The organism is Arthrobacter cryoconiti (assembly GCF_020905375.1).
GTDB lineage: Bacteria > Actinomycetota > Actinomycetes > Actinomycetales > Micrococcaceae > Specibacter > Specibacter cryoconiti.
In genome coordinates this window covers 123,681-143,882 of sequence record NZ_JAJJBU010000014.1, presented here as the reverse complement: position 1 = coordinate 143,882, position 20,202 = coordinate 123,681, and the positions used below count along the sequence as shown (strand labels likewise).

Annotated in this window: 23 protein-coding genes; 11 read left to right on the top strand and 12 right to left on the bottom strand. The window is 57.8% G+C overall.

Going from position 1 to position 20,202, the window contains the following annotated elements:
* Nucleotides 1-79: 79 nt before the first annotated feature.
* Nucleotides 80-667, bottom strand: coding sequence for an RNA polymerase sigma factor SigE (gene sigE, locus LOH53_RS08155; RefSeq protein WP_230067312.1), 588 nt, complete (start codon nucleotides 665-667; stop codon nucleotides 80-82).
* 187 nt (nucleotides 668-854) lie between these two features.
* Here sigE and LOH53_RS08150 point away from each other — a divergent pair, with 187 nt between their 5' ends.
* The gene (locus tag LOH53_RS08150; RefSeq protein WP_230067239.1) at nucleotides 855-1,487 is read left to right on the top strand and encodes an O-methyltransferase; all 633 of its coding nucleotides are present in this window, start codon (nucleotides 855-857) and stop codon (nucleotides 1,485-1,487) included.
* Between the two features lie 125 nt (nucleotides 1,488-1,612).
* Here LOH53_RS08150 and LOH53_RS08145 read toward each other — a convergent pair whose 3' ends face one another.
* The 5 genes from LOH53_RS08145 to LOH53_RS08125 all read right to left on the bottom strand — a co-directional run bounded on the left by LOH53_RS08145 (nucleotide 1,613) and on the right by LOH53_RS08125 (nucleotide 4,991).
* Nucleotides 1,613-1,780, bottom strand: coding sequence for a DUF3117 domain-containing protein (locus tag LOH53_RS08145; protein ID WP_230067238.1), 168 nt, complete (start codon nucleotides 1,778-1,780; stop codon nucleotides 1,613-1,615).
* Between the two features lie 153 nt (nucleotides 1,781-1,933).
* Entirely contained in the window at nucleotides 1,934-3,247 is a 1,314-nt protein-coding gene (locus LOH53_RS08140) for a hypothetical protein (protein ID WP_230067237.1), read from the bottom strand.
* The gene (locus tag LOH53_RS08135) at nucleotides 3,178-3,804 is read right to left on the bottom strand and encodes a DNA-3-methyladenine glycosylase I (RefSeq protein WP_230067236.1); all 627 of its coding nucleotides are present in this window, start codon (nucleotides 3,802-3,804) and stop codon (nucleotides 3,178-3,180) included. Before LOH53_RS08135 ends, LOH53_RS08140 begins: the two co-directional genes overlap by 70 nt.
* A gap of 2 nt (nucleotides 3,805-3,806) precedes the next feature.
* Nucleotides 3,807-4,166: a DivIVA domain-containing protein gene (locus LOH53_RS08130; RefSeq protein ID WP_230067235.1), complete on the bottom strand. Its 360-nt coding sequence runs from the start codon at nucleotides 4,164-4,166 to the stop codon at nucleotides 3,807-3,809.
* A 57-nt stretch (nucleotides 4,167-4,223) separates the two neighbouring features.
* On the bottom strand, nucleotides 4,224-4,991 hold the full coding sequence (locus tag LOH53_RS08125) for an LOG family protein (protein ID WP_230067234.1): 768 nt from the start codon (nucleotides 4,989-4,991) through the stop codon (nucleotides 4,224-4,226).
* 118 nt (nucleotides 4,992-5,109) lie between these two features.
* Here LOH53_RS08125 and LOH53_RS08120 point away from each other — a divergent pair, with 118 nt between their 5' ends.
* The 4 genes from LOH53_RS08120 to LOH53_RS08105 all read left to right on the top strand — a co-directional run bounded on the left by LOH53_RS08120 (nucleotide 5,110) and on the right by LOH53_RS08105 (nucleotide 8,435).
* Nucleotides 5,110-5,868 carry an amino acid ABC transporter ATP-binding protein gene (locus LOH53_RS08120; protein ID WP_230067233.1) on the top strand — a complete coding sequence of 253 codons (759 nt, stop codon included), beginning with the start codon at nucleotides 5,110-5,112 and terminating at the stop codon, nucleotides 5,866-5,868.
* Between the two features lie 82 nt (nucleotides 5,869-5,950).
* Nucleotides 5,951-6,856, top strand: a complete 906-nt coding sequence (locus LOH53_RS08115) for a glutamate ABC transporter substrate-binding protein (protein ID WP_230067232.1) — start codon at nucleotides 5,951-5,953, stop codon at nucleotides 6,854-6,856.
* Nucleotides 6,857-6,945: 89 nt separating this feature from the next.
* A complete protein-coding gene (locus LOH53_RS08110) occupies nucleotides 6,946-7,596 on the top strand; it encodes an amino acid ABC transporter permease (protein WP_230067231.1) in 651 nt (216 codons plus the stop codon).
* Nucleotides 7,593-8,435 (top strand): amino acid ABC transporter permease, encoded by an 843-nt coding sequence (locus LOH53_RS08105; protein ID WP_230067230.1) that lies wholly within the window; start codon nucleotides 7,593-7,595, stop codon nucleotides 8,433-8,435. Before LOH53_RS08110 ends, LOH53_RS08105 begins: the two co-directional genes overlap by 4 nt.
* Before the next feature lie 121 nt (nucleotides 8,436-8,556).
* On the opposite strand, the gene dapE is transcribed toward LOH53_RS08105, so the two are convergent.
* Nucleotides 8,557-9,663: a succinyl-diaminopimelate desuccinylase gene (gene dapE, locus LOH53_RS08100; RefSeq protein WP_230067229.1), complete on the bottom strand. Its 1,107-nt coding sequence runs from the start codon at nucleotides 9,661-9,663 to the stop codon at nucleotides 8,557-8,559.
* A 165-nt stretch (nucleotides 9,664-9,828) separates the two neighbouring features.
* Here dapE and LOH53_RS08095 point away from each other — a divergent pair, with 165 nt between their 5' ends.
* The 6 genes from LOH53_RS08095 to LOH53_RS08070 all read left to right on the top strand — a co-directional run bounded on the left by LOH53_RS08095 (nucleotide 9,829) and on the right by LOH53_RS08070 (nucleotide 15,738).
* Nucleotides 9,829-10,509 carry a fasciclin domain-containing protein gene (locus tag LOH53_RS08095; RefSeq protein ID WP_376991565.1) on the top strand — a complete coding sequence of 227 codons (681 nt, stop codon included), beginning with the start codon at nucleotides 9,829-9,831 and terminating at the stop codon, nucleotides 10,507-10,509.
* A 70-nt stretch (nucleotides 10,510-10,579) separates the two neighbouring features.
* Nucleotides 10,580-11,161: an ECF RNA polymerase sigma factor SigK gene (sigK, locus tag LOH53_RS08090; protein WP_230067228.1), complete on the top strand. Its 582-nt coding sequence runs from the start codon at nucleotides 10,580-10,582 to the stop codon at nucleotides 11,159-11,161.
* Nucleotides 11,161-11,961: an anti-sigma factor gene (locus LOH53_RS08085; protein ID WP_230067227.1), complete on the top strand. Its 801-nt coding sequence runs from the start codon at nucleotides 11,161-11,163 to the stop codon at nucleotides 11,959-11,961. The genes sigK and LOH53_RS08085 overlap by 1 nt, the downstream gene beginning before the upstream one ends.
* A 157-nt stretch (nucleotides 11,962-12,118) precedes the next feature.
* The gene (locus LOH53_RS08080; protein WP_230067226.1) at nucleotides 12,119-13,699 is read left to right on the top strand and encodes a molybdopterin-dependent oxidoreductase; all 1,581 of its coding nucleotides are present in this window, start codon (nucleotides 12,119-12,121) and stop codon (nucleotides 13,697-13,699) included.
* Between the two features lie 42 nt (nucleotides 13,700-13,741).
* A complete protein-coding gene (gene dapD / locus LOH53_RS08075) occupies nucleotides 13,742-14,752 on the top strand; it encodes a 2,3,4,5-tetrahydropyridine-2,6-dicarboxylate N-succinyltransferase (RefSeq protein WP_230067225.1) in 1,011 nt (336 codons plus the stop codon).
* A 47-nt stretch (nucleotides 14,753-14,799) separates the two neighbouring features.
* Nucleotides 14,800-15,738, top strand: a complete 939-nt coding sequence (locus LOH53_RS08070; protein WP_230067224.1) for a hypothetical protein — start codon at nucleotides 14,800-14,802, stop codon at nucleotides 15,736-15,738.
* A gap of 8 nt (nucleotides 15,739-15,746) precedes the next feature.
* On the opposite strand, the gene LOH53_RS08065 is transcribed toward LOH53_RS08070, so the two are convergent.
* The 5 genes from LOH53_RS08065 to dapC all read right to left on the bottom strand — a co-directional run bounded on the left by LOH53_RS08065 (nucleotide 15,747) and on the right by dapC (nucleotide 20,199).
* Complete coding sequence (locus LOH53_RS08065) at nucleotides 15,747-16,358, bottom strand: hypothetical protein (protein ID WP_230067310.1); 612 nt, start codon at nucleotides 16,356-16,358, stop codon at nucleotides 15,747-15,749.
* Nucleotides 16,359-16,536: 178 nt separating this feature from the next.
* Entirely contained in the window at nucleotides 16,537-17,160 is a 624-nt protein-coding gene (locus tag LOH53_RS08060; RefSeq protein WP_230067223.1) for a TetR/AcrR family transcriptional regulator, read from the bottom strand.
* Nucleotides 17,161-17,235: 75 nt separating this feature from the next.
* Nucleotides 17,236-17,436, bottom strand: a complete 201-nt coding sequence (locus tag LOH53_RS08055; protein ID WP_230067222.1) for a hypothetical protein — start codon at nucleotides 17,434-17,436, stop codon at nucleotides 17,236-17,238.
* Nucleotides 17,437-17,522: 86 nt separating this feature from the next.
* On the bottom strand, nucleotides 17,523-18,806 hold the full coding sequence (locus tag LOH53_RS08050) for a citrate synthase (RefSeq protein ID WP_230067221.1): 1,284 nt from the start codon (nucleotides 18,804-18,806) through the stop codon (nucleotides 17,523-17,525).
* A gap of 205 nt (nucleotides 18,807-19,011) precedes the next feature.
* A complete protein-coding gene (gene dapC / locus LOH53_RS08045) occupies nucleotides 19,012-20,199 on the bottom strand; it encodes a succinyldiaminopimelate transaminase (RefSeq protein WP_326832754.1) in 1,188 nt (395 codons plus the stop codon).
* Nucleotides 20,200-20,202: the final 3 nt, after the last annotated feature.

The window sequence follows — 20,202 nt, the reverse complement described above, 5'->3', positions numbered from 1 at the left end:
AAAGCAACGATTCGACGGGGCACCCGCCTGGTGTTAGCCGCGGACATGCACCCGCTGGATAAATCGAATGCTACCGGTATCAGCGGGCGCCAACAATTCGAGGCAATGACAGCCGAGGCTTTTTGGCAGTCTTGGTAACCTTGCGCGGCGCGGGCGCCAAGTCTGCCAACGACTCACGTAACATGGCACGCCCTCGGTGAATTCTGGATCTGACAGTGCCCAACTTAATATTTAGGGCGTGGGCCACCTCGTCATAAGAGAGACCCTCCATGTCACAGAGTACGACGGCGGCGCGAAAGTCCGGCGGCAACGCCTCCAATGCTGCGGCGATCCCAGCGTCGAGGTTGTTGAACTCAAAAACCCGCTCCGGGCCGGGGTCCGCACCAGCAAGCCGTGACTCGGCATCGTCAGCTAGGGGATCAAAACGAATCCGCTGTTTGCGTCGTGCCTGATCCAGAAATAAGTTGGTAGTGATGCGGTGCAGCCAACCGTCAAGTGTGCCCGGTTTGAAGTTCTCGAGGGCACGGAAGGCGCGGACAAACACTTCCTGGGTGAGGTCCTCGGCGTCGTACTTGTTACCGGTGAGCCGGTAAGCAAGTCGGAGGACCTTGGCAGAGTGGTTGGTGACAACTTCATCCCAAGACGGCGTGACCCACTCGGTCTCCATCCCGGTGCCCTGTGTCGGGGCTGCGGAGCTGGTGTAGGAACTCAAAGCTGCACCTCTATCTGTGTACTGCGTGTGCCATTAGTATGCCAAAGAAAGCTGACCTTTTGCTGAGGGAAAAGGAAGAATCAGCCTAATGCACAGGCAGTAGGCTAGAGGAAATCATTGCAACAGTTGAGGAACCCCATTCATGAGCGCCGACAAGTCCACCAGCTGGTCCTATGCAGAGGCTCAGCCTGCGGAAAACGATGTTCTTCGCCGCGCCCGCGAGCGATCGCATGAATTGGGCTTGTTCCCCGTCAGCCAGGGCGTCGCAGCCACCTTGACAGTACTTGCCGCTGCCTCCAAGGCACAAACCGCCGTTGAGGTGGGCACTGGGGCGGGCGTCTCTGGCGTGGCCTTGCTGCGCGGGCTGGGGCCAAAGGCCGTACTGACCACCATTGATCCCGACGTCGACCATCTCAAGGCTGCCCGGGAGGCGTTCCTAGAATCGGGTTCCCCCGCCAACCGCACCCGGACAATCTCAGGCCGCGGTCAAGATGTTCTGCCCCGTCTCACTGACGCTGCCTATGATCTGGTCTTCATTGACGCTGACAAGCCCAGTTTCCCCGATTACGTTCTGCAAGCCGTGCGGTTATTGAAGTCCGGCGGGTTGCTGATCATCAATGATGCGCTGGATAAGGACAGGGTTTCAGACCCTGCCATCCGCGACGCCAGCACCGTGGTGCTGCGAGAGGTGGGGAAGATGATCCGGGAGAACGAGGACCTGTTTTCGGCAATGCTGCCCACTGGCGACGGACTCTTGCTGGCCGTAAAGCGCTAGGGCCTAACGGCCTCCAGAATCACGCGGGAGCAAATGACGCTCCAGTCACACGGGAATACACGACGGCGGGAGAAACACCCCTTGGTGTTTCTCCCGCCGTTGATACATCTAGCTTGCTAGGAAAGCTATTCCGTCACGCCCACCAGGCACTCTTTGAGGCTGGTGGCTTCAGCTACATTCATTTCCACTACGAGCCGTCCGCCGCCTTCAAGAGGCAGCCGCAAGATCAGGCTTCGCCCTTCCTTGGTCACTTCCATTGGACCGTCTCCGGTTCTGGGTTTCATGGCCGCCATCAGGACTTCCCCTTTACGTAGTACGAACCAATATGATTGTCGGGCTGTCCCCGCCAATTAGTTCGTGTTGTTTTCCTCACACTCCATTATTCCGTACTTCAGGCACCGGGTGCTAATCGAGGTGCGATCGATGGATCCGCACGTGGCGCTGTGTTAGGGCGGCCAGGCCATGCCGGTGGTGATCGCAACATACTGCCAGAGCCACACGACCCACACAATTTGTAACAACGTGAACATGACAATCACGCTCCAGCGGTACGCACGGCTCTTGGATATAAAAGCCGCGGCCAGCGCTAAGGGAAAGAGTGGTAGCAGCATTCTGAAAGTACTGGACTGTGGTTGCAGAACGGCCAGCAAATACAGCAGGTACATGGCACACCACACGCGGAGCTCCGGGCCCAACCGCCGCACACTGTGCGAATTCAAAAACAGCCCCGCGAACACCACCAGCAGCACTGGTACCACTGGCCCCCAGAATGGGCCTACCAGATAGACGCCCATCGTAATCCAGGGAATGAACAGCACCAATGGACCCCCACGCCAGGCCAGCTCCGTATCGGTGTAGGCGCTACTATCGCCTGTCACAACAGCGGCCACGACCACCCAGGCAAACGCCATGATGGTGCTCACGGCCAGCAAAGACATTCCAGCCACCGCTTCCCTCACCAAAAAAGGCTTAGTTCGGCGTTGCCACCAACGCATCATCAAATGGACGCCGACGACGGCCGCGAAAGGGACCCCGATTGGCCGGGTAAGGCACAGCAACACCACTACCGGCACTGCGCTCCAATACTTGCGTCGCATCAGTGCAAACAGTGCTGCCGCGAGCAAAAACGTACTCAGTGATTCCGCGTATCCCACCTGCAGGATGGGAGAGATGGGGAAAGTGGCAAAGAATGCCACGCCCCACAATGCCGTGTCTGGTGTGGCAAAGCCCCTGAATAGTTTGTAGATCATCAAGGCTGCAGCAAGTCCAGCGAGGCCTGCGCTCAGGGGCGCCGCTACGTCCCAGGACAGGCCCGTGGCAAGGTGTAAACAGCGCACCAGCGCCGGAAACAAGGGGTAGAACGCCCACTGGTTCGGCGCAGCCGCCCCATCCGCGTTGCGAGGAATTGAGCTCGGATACCCACCGTCAAAAATACGTTCGTACCAGCCGGCATCCCACCTGTCGATGAACGTCAGGTACCCCGGTTGGCGCCCGCCCCACGGTGATGCCTCGGCGTGCCACGCGGCTCCTGACAGAATGGCGAAGGAGACCAGCCGAGCCGCCAAATACAACAGGGTCACTTTCACCCACCATGGTGCACGTCGCAAGGGTGCCACGGCAGCGCGCACCAACCCGTAGAGCTTGTCGTTGAGCGTTGGCGCGGCCCCCTTCGGGGCAGGGTGTGTGACGTTCACGCGGTAGCGGCGGATGTCGGCCGGGAGGGCCCACTCGAAGCCGTGGATGTCCGCGTGCGTACCCAACAGTGGCGTTGGTGGTCATTCACTACGCCAATCGCCTGCATCATCGCGTATGCCGTGGTGGGGCCCACGAAGGAGAAACCGTTTTTCTTCAAGTCTTTAGCCAAAGCGGCGGACTCCGGAGTCGATCCCGGCACCGGGGCATCTGCCGGGCGCAAGGTCAGCGGCGTATGGCAGTGAATCAGTGAAGCCAAGGTGACGCCCTCTGGCAGGGCAAGTAGTGCCCTGGCGTTATTGATCGTGGCATTGATCTTCAATCGATTACGCACAATTTTGGCGTCGGCCATGAGCCGCTCATAGTCAGCCTTATCAAAGTGCGCCACGGCTTCTGGCTCAAAGTTGGAAAAGGCGTCACGGAATGCCTCACGCTTGCGCAGAATCGTCAGCCAACTCAAGCCGGACTGGAACGCCTCAAGGCTTAGCCGTTCAAACAGTTCCCGATCACTCGTGGCACCAACACCCCACTCTTGGTCGTGGTAGCGCTGGTATTGCTCGTCAGTTTCAATTCCTCCCCATGCGCAGCGAGCCAAACCGTCGGCACACACGACAACGTTTTCCATGCTCAGTCCTCTGCCGTCTGCTCGACTGTATCCGCTGGCGTATGCTCAGGCACTGGCACCGCGAAACCGGACTCCAGCTCAGCAATCCGCTCATCCTTCGCGGCCAGTTCATCACGGAGCCGGTCCAAGACCTCATCCACTTGATCCATCCGGTATCCGCGCAAACCAAGAGAAAAGCGCACCCTATCCACGTCGTCCGGGACCGGAGTGTCAGGAAACAACACGCCGGGCAGGGCAGCGACAGGTTCAGCCAGGGCATCCGTAAGGATCGCGTGCTCACTCTGTGAGCGTTTGAGACCCACCACGTAGAGCGCCGCGAGGGCTGCCAGCACAATTGCCAGGAAAATCAAGAAGTAACTCACAGCTCAATGGTGCCAGATCATCCGTCCAAGGCGCTGCACACACCAAACATTCTGCGCTCAGCTGGCCGCCACCCTCTTGCCAGCGCCGCCCGCCATAACCAGTGCCACGGCTTCTTCAGCCGTGTCGGCCAGCTGGAGAATGTCCACATCCCCCGGCGACACCAGGCCCTCAACCACCATGACGTCTTTAATCCAAGCCAATAGCGGTGACCAGAAAATGCTATCCACCAGCACGATCGGGAACTGTGTGACCTTGCTGGTCTGCACTAATACCATGGCTTCAAAGAGTTCATCGAGTGTTCCAAGCCCGCCGGGCAGCACCACAAATCCTTGCGCGTATTTCACAAACATCGTCTTGCGGGCGAAGAAGTATCTAAAATCAACGCCTCTGCCCACCCATTGGTTCATTCCTTGTTCAAAGGGCAGCTCGATCCCCAAACCAATGGATAATCCCCCGGCCTCGGAAGCTCCACGGTTGGCAGCCTCCATGGAGCCGGGTCCGCCTCCCGTGATGACAGCCACGCCGGCCTCCACGAGTAGCCTGCCTACCTCCACCCCCGTCTCGTAATGGCGGCTCCCAGGTTTGGTGCGGGCAGAGCCGAAGACGCTGATGGCAGGACCAATTTCCGCCAGCGCGTCAAAACCTTGAACAAATTCGCTTTGGATCCGCATCACGCGCCACGGATCAGTGTGGGTGAAGTCGCTGCTCGGCTCCGTATCGAGGAGCCGGGAGTCTGCTGTGGAACCTGCAGGCCCTTTTCTCCAACCGCCAAGGAGCGGCTTCCTGCGACGAGATGAGCTGGTTGAACCGGTAGGTGCATTCATGGAACCAAGAGTACGTGAGAGCGTCATCACGGGCCTTACAGGTATCGTTCCAATTACAATCGGTGCCGAAACCTGAAAATCATTTACCGTCCTACGATTTATTAGGTAGATTCGCTTCATGACTAATCCCGAACAGGCAACTGTGCTTGTGGAACTAAAGCACGTCAACAAGCACTACGGCGCGCTCCATGTTCTGCAGGACATTAATCTGCAGGTCGCCAAGGGCGAGGTGGTGGTGGTGATCGGGCCCTCCGGCTCGGGGAAATCGACTCTCTGCCGCGCGATCAACCGACTCGAGACCATCGACGACGGCTCCATCACAATTGAAGGCAAGGAACTGCCCAAAGAGGGGCGGGACCTGGCCACACTGCGCGCCGACGTCGGCATGGTTTTTCAGTCGTTTAACCTATTTGCGCATAAGACCATCCTTGAAAACGTGACGCTTGGCCCCATCAAGGTCAAAGGCGTTTCCAAGGCCGACGCCGAGAAAACAGCACTTGCGCTGTTGGAACGCGTCGGTGTGGGCAAGCAAGCGGCAAAATTGCCGGCTCAACTCTCCGGCGGACAGCAGCAGCGTGTGGCGATTGCCCGTGCGCTGGCCATGAAACCTAAGGTCATGCTCTTTGATGAGCCCACCAGCGCGCTGGACCCGGAAATGATCAATGAGGTTCTAGACGTCATGGTCGAGCTTGCCAAAGAGGGTATGACCATGGTGGTTGTCACCCACGAGATGGGCTTTGCCCGCAAGGCCGCTGACAGGGTCGTCTTCATGGCCGACGGACAGATCGTGGAAGAAGCAACTCCTACTGAGTTCTTCACCAACCCCCAGAGTGCCAGGGCCAAGGACTTCTTGTCCAAAATTCTTACCAACGGATAGCATCCGCTTACTCTTTGCGCATCATCACGCAAAACGCATATCGCACCTGCGGCCCAACTGGGTCGTTTATGAAAGGAATCCCATGAAGAATTTTTTTAGCCGAAAGAGCCTCAATGTTGCGGCTGTTGTGGCTGCAGCCGCACTCGCTCTGACCGCTTGTGGCGGCGGTGGCACCGCCGGAGCAGGATCCTCTGATGGCGCCAACGCTCCCGCATTTGAGGTTGCCAAGGATGTTTCCCTGACGGGCAGCCCCACCTTTGACAAAATCAAGTCTGCTGGCGCCATCCGGATTGGCGTGAAGGAAGACCAGCCCGGTCTGGGTAACCTGGACGCTGCCACCGGCGAACGCAGCGGTTTTGACATCGAGATTGCTACCTGGATGGCGGCCTCGCTAGGCGTAGCCAAGGACAAGATTGAGTTCAAGGCGATCCCGTCAGCAAACCGTGAGTCAGCGCTGGCCAATGGCGACGTTGACCTCTATGTGGGCACGTACTCCATCACCGACAAGCGCAAGAAGATTGTCGATTTTGCCGGCCCGTATTTCATCACCGGCCAGGGCTTGCTGGTAGCCAAGGACAACACCGATATCAAGAGCGAGAAGGACCTGGTAGGCAAGAACGTTTGCTCCGCTACCGGTTCAACTCCCATCCAGAACATCAAAGAGAACTTCCCGGGTGTGAAGACCACCGAATTCGACATCTACTCCAAGTGCGTTGATGCGCTCAAGAGTGGCACCGTTGATGCAGTCACCACCGACCAGGCCATCCTGCTTGGCTTCGCTTCCCAGCAACCCGAAAAGCTGAAGGTTGTTGGGGAACCGTTCACCGTTGAAAAGTACGGAATCGGTCTTGCCTTGGGTGACACCGCCCTGCGTACGTTCTTGAACAAGACGCTTACCGATGGTGGCGCCACGTGGACCAAGATCTACGATTCCACGCTGGGCAAGTCCGGCACGAAGGTTGAACAGCCTAAGGTCGACCAGTACTAAGAACCCCTTTGCGGTGTTGTTGCGTCGGCTTCGGCCGGCGTAACAACACGGCTTCGTCCCCTTCATTTCACTGAAAGCGACACTGCCCTGTGAATGTACTTACTGACAACAGCGAGCTGTTCCTTAACGGATTTAAGACCACATTGGTCTTGTTTGTCATTTCCGCGTTCTTCGCGCTGATTCTTGGCACGATTGTTGCCGGCATGAGAGTCTCTCCGGCCCCAGCTATGCGGGCGGCAGGAACGTTCTACGTCAACGCTGTGCGTAATACGCCTTTGACCCTGATCCTGGCCTTCTTTGCCCTGGGGTACCCCCGGCTGGGACTGCCTTACATTGATTTTATGACAGCCGCAATCATTGGTCTCTCCCTGTACACGGCAACCTATGTTTCTGAGGCCATCCGCTCCGGCATCAATACTGTTTCCGTAGGCCAATCCGAGGCCGCCCGTGCCATTGGACTGCCATTCATGCAGACGCTGACATTAATCGTGTTGCCACAGGCGTTCCGTTCTGTGGTTCCACCGCTCTTTAGTGTCTTCATCGCTTTGTTGAAAAACACAACCGTCGCGGCTGGCTTCTCTGTTGCTGAGGCTGGCGCCATCCGCGCCACCCTCAGTGAGCGCGGCGAGCCGCTGCTGCCGGGTCTGCTGTGGGTTGCCTTGATTTTTGTGGTCCTGGTGCTGGGCATCTTGACCCCCCTCCAACGCTATCTCGAGAAGAAGTGGAAGGTGGCGCGATGAGTTCGGTACTTTTTGACGTTCCCGGCCCCAAAGCCCGCACACGCAACGTTTATTTGAATGTACTCACGGCTGTGGTGGTAGTCGGCATCATCGCGTTCATCCTCTTTAGGTTCTACGAGTCTGGCCAGTTCACCGCCAAAATTTGGGAAATTTTCACATTCCCCCGCGTCCAACAAAAAATCGTGGAAGCCATCGGGGCCACCTTGAGCGCGTTCGCCGTAGCGGCCGTCGGCAGTTTGGTCCTGGGAATTGTGCTCGCCTTTGGCCGGCTGTCGGAGTCGAAATGGGCTAGGGTCCCAAGCTACTGGTTTACGGAAGTTTTCCGCGCTGTGCCCGTGCTTATTTTGATGATGATCATGTACTACGGACTGCCCTCCGCTGGTGTGAAAGGCATCACCCCGTTCATCGCCGTGGCAATCGGTTTGATCCTGTACAACGGCTCTGTCCTCGCCGAAGTATTCCGGACAGGTATTGAATCCCTGCCTAAAGGTCAGCGTGAGGCCGGGCTGGCCATCGGCCTCTCTCATGGCCAAGTGCTGCGCACGATTCTATTGCCCCAGGCGGTCCGTTCCATGTTGCCCGTGATCATCGCGCAACTGGTGGTCATCTTGAAGGACACCGCGTTGGGTTTCTTGATCACCTACAACGAAGTCCTGTACTACGCGAATTTCCTCGGTTCCCAGGGCAAGTACGGCTTCCCCGTGGTGCCGGCGCTCATGGTCACGGCAGTGATTTACGTCGGACTATGCCTGATCCTCTCCGGGATCGCCAAGCTGGTCGAGTCTAAGATGTCCAGCCGTGTCAAGATCGTCAAGACCAAGGTGGGTATGGCTGGCTAACGTACTCGGGAGGAAGCAGGGTCTGCGTTTTTTGTAGTCCGGCCTATTAGGCAGACGTCTAAGGCCGTCAGCGGCCGACGCGTTTTATAGCCGGATGGAAAAATGCGGACCCTGCCTCGCCCTACGACAACCAGCGCACCAAAGCAGCCAGACAATCGCGGACGTCCTGCGCTGCCACATGCTCGTTGTCACTGTGAGCTAGCAAGGCGTCTCCTGGCCCAAAATTGACAGCTGGGATTCCCATCTCGCTCAGCCGGGCCACGTCTGTCCAGCCGTATTTGGGTAGCGGTTCGCGCCCTACAGCAGCAACGAACGACGCTGGCGCAGGGGCATCAAGCCCAGGACGGGCACCCGCTGAGGAATCGGTACATTCCAGGTCAAAGCCAGCAAGGAGCTCGCGCACCACGGCTTCCGCTTGTGCGGGGGTCTTGTCCGGAGCGAAGCGGTAGTTTATCTCCACCATGCAGGCATCGGGAATTACATTCCCTGCCGTTCCCCCATGAATCTTCACTGCGTTCATTGACTCCCTGTAGTCCAGCCCGTCAACGGACACAGTAGCTGGCTGGTAGGCGGCCAGTCGGGCCAGGATGGGAGCAGCGGCGTGGATGGCGTTCTCGCCCATCCACGCACGCGCCGAGTGTGCGGCAAGGCCTCGAGTGTGTGCTTGGAAGCGGATGGTGCCGTTACAGCCACCTTCCACAGTGCCATTAGTGGGTTCGAGAAGTATGCCGAAGTCTGCCTCCAGCAATTCTCGGTTTTCCCGAACGAGTCGGCCCAGTCCGCTCTTTTCCGCGGCCACTTCTTCGTTGTCGTAAAAAACGAACGTAATATCTTTGCTCGGCGCGGGTACTGTGGCTGCGATCGCCAGCTGGACGGCTACGCCACCTTTCATATCCGTCGCTCCGCGCCCGTAAAGCACATCCGAATCCCACGAGCTGGGGACGGTCCCGCGAGATCCTGGCGTGCTTGGCAGCGGCACCGTGTCCAAATGGCCAGCAAGGATAATCCGCTCGGCGCGACCCTGCCTGGTCGCGGCCACGATCGCGTTCCCGTTCCTGGTTACGTGCAGGTGATCCAGCGTGCGGAGAGCGGCCTCTATTGCGTCGGCAAGGGCACTTTCATTCCCAGAGACACTGGAAATATCTATCAGCGCTGCCGTTAGTAGGGCCACGTCCTGCTCTAGATCTAGGTATATTAGGGGCGCTTGTCCGCTGTCTTCGTAAGTCACCGGACCAGCTTATCGGGTCCCTTCAAAAGAATTTTTGTTAGTTTCCAATCCAAGATCTCTCAGACTCCGAAGTACTCTCTGACAGCCCGCACCGCACTGCAGAGATGAAGCCGCGGTAAAGGAAAGCAAGTGGAAAGATCCGCTTTCAAGGTACGGAGAATCATCATGAACACCACCAAGAAGCTTGGCACCCGTAAGAACCTCAGCCTTGGCTTTGGCATCCTTGCAATCGCAGCCATGAGCTTGACCGCCTGCAGTGGCGGCACCACCACCTCTTCCTCTTCAGATTCGGCAATGCCCAGTGCGCCGATGTCATCTTCGGCTCCTGCAAGTGCAGCGGCAGCAGATGGCGGCCTGGTTGGACCCGGCTGTGCCGCTTATGCAGCAGCAGTTCCCAGTGGCGCAGGCTCGGTAGCCGGTATGGCCGCTGATCCGGTAACGACCGCCGCTTCCAACAACCCGCTTCTGAAGACCCTAACGGCCGCGGTCTCGGGTAAGTTGAACCCGGATGTAAATCTGGTAGACACCCTTAACTCCGGAAAGTTCACGGTCTTCGCACCTGTGGATGACGCTTTTGCGAAGATTCCTGCCGCCACAATCGACGGCTTGAAGACTGACTCAGCAGCGTTGACCAACATCCTCACCTACCACGTAGTCCCCGGTGAGCTTTCCCCAAGCCAGGTTGTCGGTGAACATGCAACTGCTCAAGGTGGCATGGTCAACGTCACCGGAAGTGGCGACAACCTCATGGTTGACGGCGCCAAGGTCATCTGTGGCGGGGTCAAGACGGCTAACGCTACCGTTTACCTCATCGACACGGTCCTGACGCCCCCGGCTAAGAAGTAATACTCTTTCCCGGCGAGTCACGGCAGCTTGAATATGTCACTTCGGTGATGAACGTGGCACAGTGGACACCATGCAATTACATTGGTCAAAGTCAGTGGATTCACTGACTCAGTCCACTCACGAAGAGTTGATCCGCCTCGTCGCCCAAGGCGACGAGGCGGCCTTCGAGCAACTCTACGATTCTGTGGCAGCGAGAGTATATGGTCTAGTACTCAAAGTTCTACGCGACCCATCCCAAAGTCAAGAAGTGACACAAGAGATCTTTGTGGACATCTGGACACAGGCGGCTCGATTTGATGCCGACAGAGGAAAGGCAATGTCCTGGATTCTGATGATGGCGCACCGCAGGGCAGTTGATCGGGTCAGAGCAAGTCAAGCTAGCACTGACCGGGATCTGCGCGAAGGTATCAAGGAGTACAAAGAAAGCTACGACGACGTTGCCCAGTCGGTTGAGACCGCCATGGAGGCTCAGAGGGTCAATGAAGCACTGATAACCCTTAGTAGCAACCAACAAGAAGCGATCCGGTTGGCTTACTACGGCGGCTATACGCACCAGGAAGTCGCGGAAATCCTCAAGATTCCCGTTGGGACCGTAAAAACCCGCATACGAGATGGAATGATTAAGCTTAGAGACAGGTTAGGAGTGTCGTGATGGAAGAACAAATGCATTCGCTGACCGGCGCATATGCCCTGGACGCCCTCACAGACTCCGAACGAGAACTTTTTGAGAGCCTGCTCCACAGCGACCCTCAAGTCCAAGAGGAAGTGCGGAGTCTGAGCGAGACCGCCGCGTTGCTCGCTTTTGGGGCTCCGGCTGTAAAGCCACCGGCCGCCATGAAAGCAAATATCATGGCCACCATCGCTAAGACACCTCAGCTGCCTGCAACTGCACCAGCAACAGCAACAGCAACAGTGCATGATATTTCCTCCGCCAGAAGCTCTCGAGCGTCCACACGGAGCAGGCAACAGCACAGCAAATGGTTCCCAGCACTTAGCGTTGCGGCCAGCCTAGCTGTTCTTGCCGGGGTCGGCGTTGGTGGATGGGCCATGGGCCACTCCGCGGGCCAAGAGAATACTGCACAAAATTCGGTTGCCGAGCAATCTGCTCAAAATGAGCTACTGGCCATTATGGGTGCCCCTGACGCCAAAATCGCCACGACTACCGTCGGCGATCACGCCGTGGTGACCATAGCGGCGTCGGCACAAGCCAATAAGGCTTCCATCATGGTCAAGGACATGCCTGCGGCACCCAGCGGCAAATCATATGAGCTGTGGTTCATTTCCGCCAACGGTGCAGTACCTGCCGGGCTGATGACGGAGACACCCTCCGGCAACAGCGTGCAGACGCTCCAAGGCGCCATCGACGGGGCTACGCACATTGGTATCACCGTAGAGCCCCTTGGTGGATCCGCCTCGCCCACGACCACTCCGATTTTGGTCCAAGCTATCTAAATACGCGATCTTCTAGATCCATCCGCATTACCAACAATGGCGGGCCCCGATGGGGCCCGCCATTTCCAATCCATCTATAGTTCGGCTCCGAAGCACCAGTGTGAATAACTGGCGCCAATCGGCTCCAGCAAACGCCCACCAACTTCAGGAGCCTGTCATGGGAAAGCGAAATCGCAGTACCACAGGCCGGCGGGGCAGAGCCATTGCGCCAGCCCTCACCGGCATCATCGCAGCTGGAGCACTGTTCGCAGTAGCAGAGTTGCTCTCGGCATTCTTTGGCACCGTTTCCTCTCCCCTGACGTCCATGGGATCCACCTTCATCGACTTCACCCCGTCGTGGATGAAGAACTTTGCTATTTCCACCTTCGGCACCAATGACAAGACCGTCCTGTTGCTTTCGATGGCAATTGCGACGGTAATTTTGGCCGCCATTGCTGGATTGGCTGCCGCTCGGAAGCTGATCGTCGGAGCGTCCATGGTGGTCGTGTTCGCCGCAGTCATGATCGCGACCATCATTACCCGATCAGGCGCCACGGTTCTGGATCTAGTGCCTGTCGTCATCGGCACCGTCGCAGGACTCTTTGTGTTGAGGTACCTCACCCTCGCAGCACAGCGTGCTTGGGCGAATCAGCCAGACCCGAAGAACCATGAAGACACGGTTCAGAGTCCAAACCGCCGTAGTTTCATCCTGGGTGCCGCCCTGATTGCTGGCGGATCCTTAGTGGTCGGCATTGGTGGGAACCTCCTGTCCACCGCTCGCAATACCGCACGCCAATTCCGCGACGCTCTCAAGCTCCCCGCGGCCAAGACAAAGGCGGCTCCCCTTCCGGACGGAGTGGCAGTCTCTGTGGACGGAGTCGTGCCCTTTGTGACACCCAACGCCGATTTCTACCGTATAGACACAGCCTTGGCCGTTCCTCAGCTGGACCCCAACAGTTGGGAACTACGGGTACACGGCATGGTGGAGAACGAGTTCACGATGAGTTTTTCCGAGCTTCTCGCCTCCGATCTGGTCGAATCCCATGTGACGTTGACCTGCGTATCAAACGTGGTGGGAGGAAACTTGGTCGGCAACGCCAAATGGCTGGGCTATCCGCTCCGCGAAATTATGGCCCGGGCCAAGCCCAAGGGAGGAGCCGATATGGTCCTCTCTACGAGCTCGGACGGTTTCAGCGCTTCTACTCCCCTACCAGCCCTCCAAGACGATCGTGGCGCCATCCTTGCCGTTGGTATGAATGATGAGCCACTTCCGCTGGAACACGGTTTTCCAGTACGCATGGTGGTACCAGGTTTGTACGGTTTCGTCTCAGCTACAAAGTGGGTCGTTGACTTAGAAGTGACCACTTTTGCAGAGAAAGCCGGTTACTGGACTTCACGCGGCTGGTCCTCGCATGGCCCCATCAAAACGTCCTCCCGGGTTGAAGTGCCGAAGGCTTTGGCACGCGTTCCCGCCGGACGGGTAGCAGTCGGGGGTACCGCATGGGCCCAAACACGCGGGATTTCTAAAGTTGAAGTCAAGCTAGATAACGGTCAGTGGCAAGCTGCGGAATTGGGTGCAGAAGCATCTTTGATTACGTGGCGCCAGTGGCAGTTCATCTGGAATGACGCCAAGCCGGGCATCCACAAGGTCCAAGTGCGTGCTTATGATGGCGCCGGAACCTTGCAAGTGGAAGATCAGGCTCCGCCGGAGCCGGACGGCTCCACAGGCTGGCACACCATCACGTTCAACGTTGTGTAGGGACCGTTTTCACCAGAGAGAACGGATCGATAGACTTTGACCATGACGCAGAACCCGGTTTCCCCTTCAGTGGGCCAAACACAGTCCATCCGCACCGCCCACGGTTTTGCCCTTGCCACTGTGGCAGAGAACGGCACCGTCCTGGATGCTTGGTTCCCGGCGCCGTCTCTGGGCATTGGTACGCAGAGCCTGGAAGCGACGCCGGAGCCAGCACAGGAACTCGTTGATCTCGCGGCAGCGGGCACAGACACTGATCGGGCAGTCACCCAGAAAGTCGTTTTTGTTCAAATCGATTTAGACCGTGCTCCCGCTGACGCCGTGGATGCTTATCTGCGTCTGCACCTGCTCTCCCATCGTTTAGTAGCCCCCAATCAAATGAATTTGGAAGGCATCTTCGGTGTGCTCTCCAACGTAGTCTGGACCAACTTCGGCCCAGCTTCTCCGGATGGCTTTGAAGTCACCCGAGCAAGACTGCGCCGGCGTGGTGCCGTCACCGTCTACTCAGTGGATAAGTTCCCCCGGATGGTCGATTACGTGGTGCCATCCGGTGTGCGCATCGGTGACGCGGATCGCGTCCGTCTCGGCGCCTATCTCGCTGATGGCACTACCGTCATGCATGAGGGATTTGTGAACTTTAACGCCGGGACACTTGGCTCGTCGATGGTGGAAGGGCGCATTTCCGCTGGCGTCACCGTAGGAAACGGGACCGACGTTGGCGGCGGAGCCTCCATTATGGGAACACTTTCCGGTGGCGGCAAGGAACGTATCAGCCTCGGCGAGCGGGTGCTGCTGGGCGCCAACTCCGGAGTGGGCATTAGCATTGGCGATGATTCCGTTGTGGAAGCTGGCCTCTACGTCACTGCCGGTACCCGGGTGCGTCTGCTGGGCCCGAAGAACGACGACGGTGAGGACACCACCACCATTGTCAAAGCTAGCCAACTTTCCGGTGTTCCCAATCTTTTGTTCCGTCGCAATTCAAGCTCGGGTGAGGTTGAAGTTCTCCCTCGCAGGGGATCAACGGTGGAACTAAACGACTCGCTGCATAGCAACTAGGACAGATTGCACTTTATTCTTCTTTCAGGCCCGAGGAGCTGTCTGCCATGAGCCATCGACGGGGGGCCGCGTTCCTCACCTTCGTCACTGTCACTGTAGTAGCTGTGGGCCTTCTGGTGGGCGGTGGCTTCTGGCTGGCCAACTACCTTGGTACGGCGTTTGTTCCGGAGCTACGCCCTGGTTGCACAGCTACCGTGGGTGCTAGCTCGTACACGTTGGCGCCAGACCAAACCCAGAATGCCGCGTTGATCTCCGCCGTCTCCCTCCAGCGTGGCATGCCGGCACGTGCAGCCTCCATTGCCCTTGCTACGGCATTGCAGGAGTCCAAGCTACGCAACATCGACTACGGCGATCTAGACTCCGTGGGACTTTTCCAGCAGCGCCCGTCCCAGGATTGGGGCACCGCGGAGCAGATCATGGACCCCGTCTATTCATCCACCGCTTTCTTTAAAGCCTTGGAACAGGTTCCCAACTACGCTAACTTACCGTTGAACGACGCCGCGCAGATCGTGCAACGGTCCGCCTATCCGCATGCCTACGCACAGCACGAACCGACGGCCAAAGCCTTTGCCTCCGCCCTGACCGGACAGTCGCCTGCGGCACTTAGTTGCACCTTGCCACCAGTGTCGGCCACGGACGTTCCGCCGACATCCGCAGCTCTGGAGGAGGCCATTCACGCAGCTTTCGGTCCGTTGCCAGTGACTGCTTCCACGGATCAGGGTTCTTCAAGCCTCCGCGTCCAGATATCAGGCGCGACAGCTTGGGCTATTGCGCAGTGGGCAGTGGCGAATGCCCGCAGCCAAGGCATCACCAGCGTCAGCTTCGAGAACAACATCTGGGATCGGAACGCGAACGACGCCGGTCACAACGTTGGTTGGAAGGCTGCCAGTGCCGCTGGTGCTACGGGGCAAAACGCCCCAAACACAGCGAACGCCCCAAATTCAGAAGGCTTTCTCACTATTTACCTTGCGTCAGCACCCCAATAATCGGGTGTTTAGACGAGCATATCCACCACGGGTTGAACGTAGCTAACAAAAGTTTGCTGGTCCTCCAATAAATGCTGATCCATGATCAGTCGGTTTGGTTCGATAAACCATGCCCGTGGTTCAGCCAAGGGCATTTCCACAATGGTCAGCGTGAAATCTCGCGCACTGCGGCCCAGCTCCATTTCCTTGTTCGCGACCAGATCCGCCAAGATCTTATGCTTACCCAGGGTTTCTCTTTCCGCCGCTAGCCGGGCATATGTCTGGCTCTGCTCTTGGGACCAGCTAAGTGCTGCGCCAAAATGGGCTTGCACCACGCGTTGGAGTGCGGGCGTAGCATTGAGCTCCGGGAAATTCGGTGGTGTCACCGATGGTGCGCGCTGCGGGGCGCTGGCCAAAAGTGCTCGCCACCAGCCTTCCCATTGCCAGCGCAAGGCATCCACGCCGCCAACGTGTGCCGTCAATCTACTGTGGTCTGCCGAGCCCACGGAAGGAGCTACAGGGGACAGCGCCGGACTTCCAGCCCCGTCCAGCCCAGCGACGTCACGAATGTAAAGCGCCACTAGCATAGGTCCACTTGTGTCCATGGTGATACGCCAACCCGGACCGCCCGTATGATGCATAATCTTCGCCTCCAGCAGCCGCAGCTCAAGCTGCCTGGCTCCTGGCTTGAAGTTTACTCTCAAGCCTGTCCGTGTGCACTGTCTGGCGGTCTACACAGCGCCTTACTCGGCGTCATCCACAGCGCGGTGTGGAGTGCAGCGCAGCCCATAGCTCCAGCCAGACCAGTCAGTCAGCCAGTCACGGACCAAGCAGAGACGCTAAATGGCGTCGCAGGGTGGCGCTGCTCTGTTCGGGCGTTGCCCACGCGGGTTGGAGGACCATGCGCAAGCTCAATCCATCCAGTACTGCGATCAGCCGTTCGGCCTCATCCACGGGTTTGCGGCTTCCGATCACCAAGTCGCTGGCCAGCAGTTGCATGAGCACCCGCCCCACTACGGCGCCAGTGGCCCTGTAATCGTCTAGCGCGGCCTGGCCCAGGTGCACTAACGTGCGGGCGGCCAGCATAAACTCCATGCGGACCACAGCATCCCGGCTGGATTCTCCGCCGAGCGGGAGCAGCGCTTCTAAGACACCAGCGCACTTTTCCACCAAGAGTTCCGGTTGCGCAGGTAGCGGCTTGCTTTCGAGTTCTTCAAGACGATCCAGAGCACGCACATGTACACGTTCGGAATTCGTCCGGAACGCAAAGTCCATCAGCTCTGCTTGGTTGTCAAAATAATGGCGCACCGATCCCAGCGCCAAGTTCGCTTGCGCGGCAACGTTTCGCAAAGACGCATGGGCCATGCCGCGTTCGCCGATGAGTTGAAACACGGCTTGCGCAACTAGTTCGCGACGATCAAAAGCATCAACAATTTTGGGCACATCTCTTTTTTAGCACAGATGTTTCAATATTGTTGCTAAGGTCGGCTGTTCGTGTCAGGACCGGTGTTGCCAGGGTCAGCTGTTCGTGTCAGGGCTTACCTTGGCAGCTTCTTTTTTCCTATCCACATACAGCAGTACCAGCAACACCACCATGATGACGGCTGCGGGGATCAAATACGGCAGGAACACCGTTTTGCCCAATAGCACCACTACGAGCAGGACCACCACCACAATAGGGAAGGCTAGAGAAAACGTGTGTAAGAGCAATTTGAGCATGTGATCTTCTTTCAGAACTGAAAAACAAGGCAGAAAGCGGCGAGTGACTTCCCTCAAGAAGTCTCCCGCCGCCGTCGTAGATAGTTCTAGCGCGACGGGTACATGCGCTCTGGTTCCCCAATGTACAGCTGGCGCGGACGGCCAATCTTGGTTTGCGGATCCTTCATCATCTCGCGCCACTGAGCAATCCAACCTGGCAGCCGGCCAATGGCAAAGAGGACGGTGAACATTTTCTCCGGAAAGCCCATGGCCTTGTAGATCAGGCCCGTGTAGAAGTCCACGTTGGGGTAGAGCTTGCGGGAGATGAAGTATTCGTCCGTCAGCGCTACCTCTTCTAGGCGCATGGCGATGTCCAGGAGTTCGTCGTTGCCGCCAAGCTTGGACAGAATCTCGTGGGCTGTCTCTTTGACGATCTTGGCGCGGGGATCGTAGTTCTTGTAGACGCGGTGCCCGAAGCCCATTAGCTTCACGCCGTCTTCTTTGTTCTTGACCCGCTCGACAAACTTTTCCACCGGCTCGCCGCTGGCCTGAATTTGGCGGAGCATGTTCAGCACGGCCTCGTTGGCGCCGCCGTGCAGCGGACCGAAGAGTGCATTGATACCGGCGGAGACGGATGCAAACATATTTGCATTCGCTGACCCAACCAGGCGCACAGTTGAGGTTGAGCAGTTCTGTTCGTGATCCGCGTGCAAGATGAGCAGCAGGTCCAGAGCCTTGACGACCACCGGGTCCATTTCGTACGGCTCAGCCGGCAGGCCAAAGCTCAAGCGCAAGAAGTTATCCACCAGACCCATCGAGTTATCCGGGTACAGCATGGGCTGGCCGATCGATTTCTTGTGGGCGTAAGCGGCGATCACGGGCATCTTGGCCATCAGGCGGATGGTTGCCATCTCGACTTGTTCGTCGTCGAAGGGATCCAGTGAATCCTGGTAAAACGTCGACAAAGCAGATACTGCTGAGGAAAGCACAGGCATCGGGTGAGCGTCGCGCGGGAATCCACCAAAGAAGCCCTTAAGATCCTCATGGAGCATGGTGTGGCGGCGGATCTTCTGGTCGAACGTGTCCAGTTCTACCGGAGTGGGCAGGTTTCCATAAATGAGCAGGTAGGACACTTCCAGGAAGCTGGAGTGCTCAGCGAGTTCCTCAATGGGGTAACCGCGGTAACGCAGGATGCCCTTCTCACCATCGATGAAGGTGATAGCTGAGGAAGTTGCAGCTGTGTTTACGAACCCGGGATCATAAGTGACCGCACCAGTGTCTTTGAGCAGCTTGGAAACGTCGTAGCCGGCATTGCCTTCTACGGCTTCAATGCGGGGAAGTTCAAGTTCTCCGCCGTCGTAGCGCAATGTTGCGCTCGTGGAATCAGTCATGGAGTCCCCTTCATGAGGCAGCCTTCACAAGGCCGTTGGTTGGATCATGCAACGTTTCCGTGCTGGAAAACACCGCGCACGGAAAGACTTTTTTTGGCTGGGCCCAAGAGTTCCGTAAACCCGCTGTAAAAGTGCACGATGGCATAAACTTCTTGATATAAAACTACCGCTTATTGGTCCTTCAACACTAATCCTGCAGCTAAATTCAGGCGGGATTGACCATATCCATTGCGTTGGCACTACCCAACCGTTCAACGGCAGAAGCTATCCGTTCATCGGTTCCCGTCAGGGCTACGCGCACGAACCCTTCCCCGGCCTTCCCGTAAAACACTCCGGGTCCTGCAACAATTCCGCGTTCGGCAAGCCTGCCAATAGTGGTCCAGGTGTCCTCACCAGCAGTGCACCACAAATAGAGTCCGGCCTCAGAGTGGTGGATTCTCAAACCGAATGCCTCCAGCGCTGGTACCAACATGGCACGACGGCGTCGGTAGCGTTCTTTTTGTTCACTGACGTGCCCATCTTCGCCCAAGGCAACACGCATGGCTTCTTGCACCGGATACGGGACGATCATTCCGGCATGTTTGCGGCTGTTGACCAAATTCGTCATGATGGCAGCGTCCCCAGCAATAAAAGCCGCACGGTAACCCGCCAGATTGGACTGCTTGCTCAGAGAGTACAGCGCCAACAAAGACTCATTTGAGCCACCACTGACACGCGGATCCAACACGCTTGGCACGGGCTCACCACCATGTTCGGGGTCCCACGGGCCCCAGCCAAGTTCGCCGTAGCACTCATCGGAAGCGACCACCGCTCCGATGTGGCGCGCCTGCTCGACGAGCCGGCGCAGAGAATCCACGCCACGCACAATCCCTGTGGGGTTCCCGGGGGAATTCACCCACACCAGCCGCACACGGGAGCGAACCTCGGGTTCGAGCTCATCAAGATCATCTGCCGCTACTGCTGTGACGCCAGCAAACATGGCCCCCATGTCATACGTGGGGTAAGCGACGAGGGGCCGCACCACAACGTCTCCTGGCTTAAGGCCTAAAAGTAGCGGCAACCAGGCCACCATTTCCTTTGATCCCACCGTAGGCATAACGTCAGCCGGATCGAGCCCTGGTACCTGACGCCGGCGCTCGTACCAGTCAACTATGGCTTGGCGTAAAGCGAGGGTGCCGTGGGTCGTGGGGTAGCCCGGTGCGTTTGAAGCTGCTGCTAAGGCAGCTTGAAGCACAGCGGGCGTGGGGTCCACGGGAGTGCCAATGGATAAGTTCACGACGCCGTCTGGATGCTTTGCAGCAATTGCCTGGTAGGGGGCCATCGCCTCCCACGGATACTCCGGCAACAGCAAGCCAAATGCTGTACTGGAAGGCTCTTTTGTTCCGTGGCTCACGGG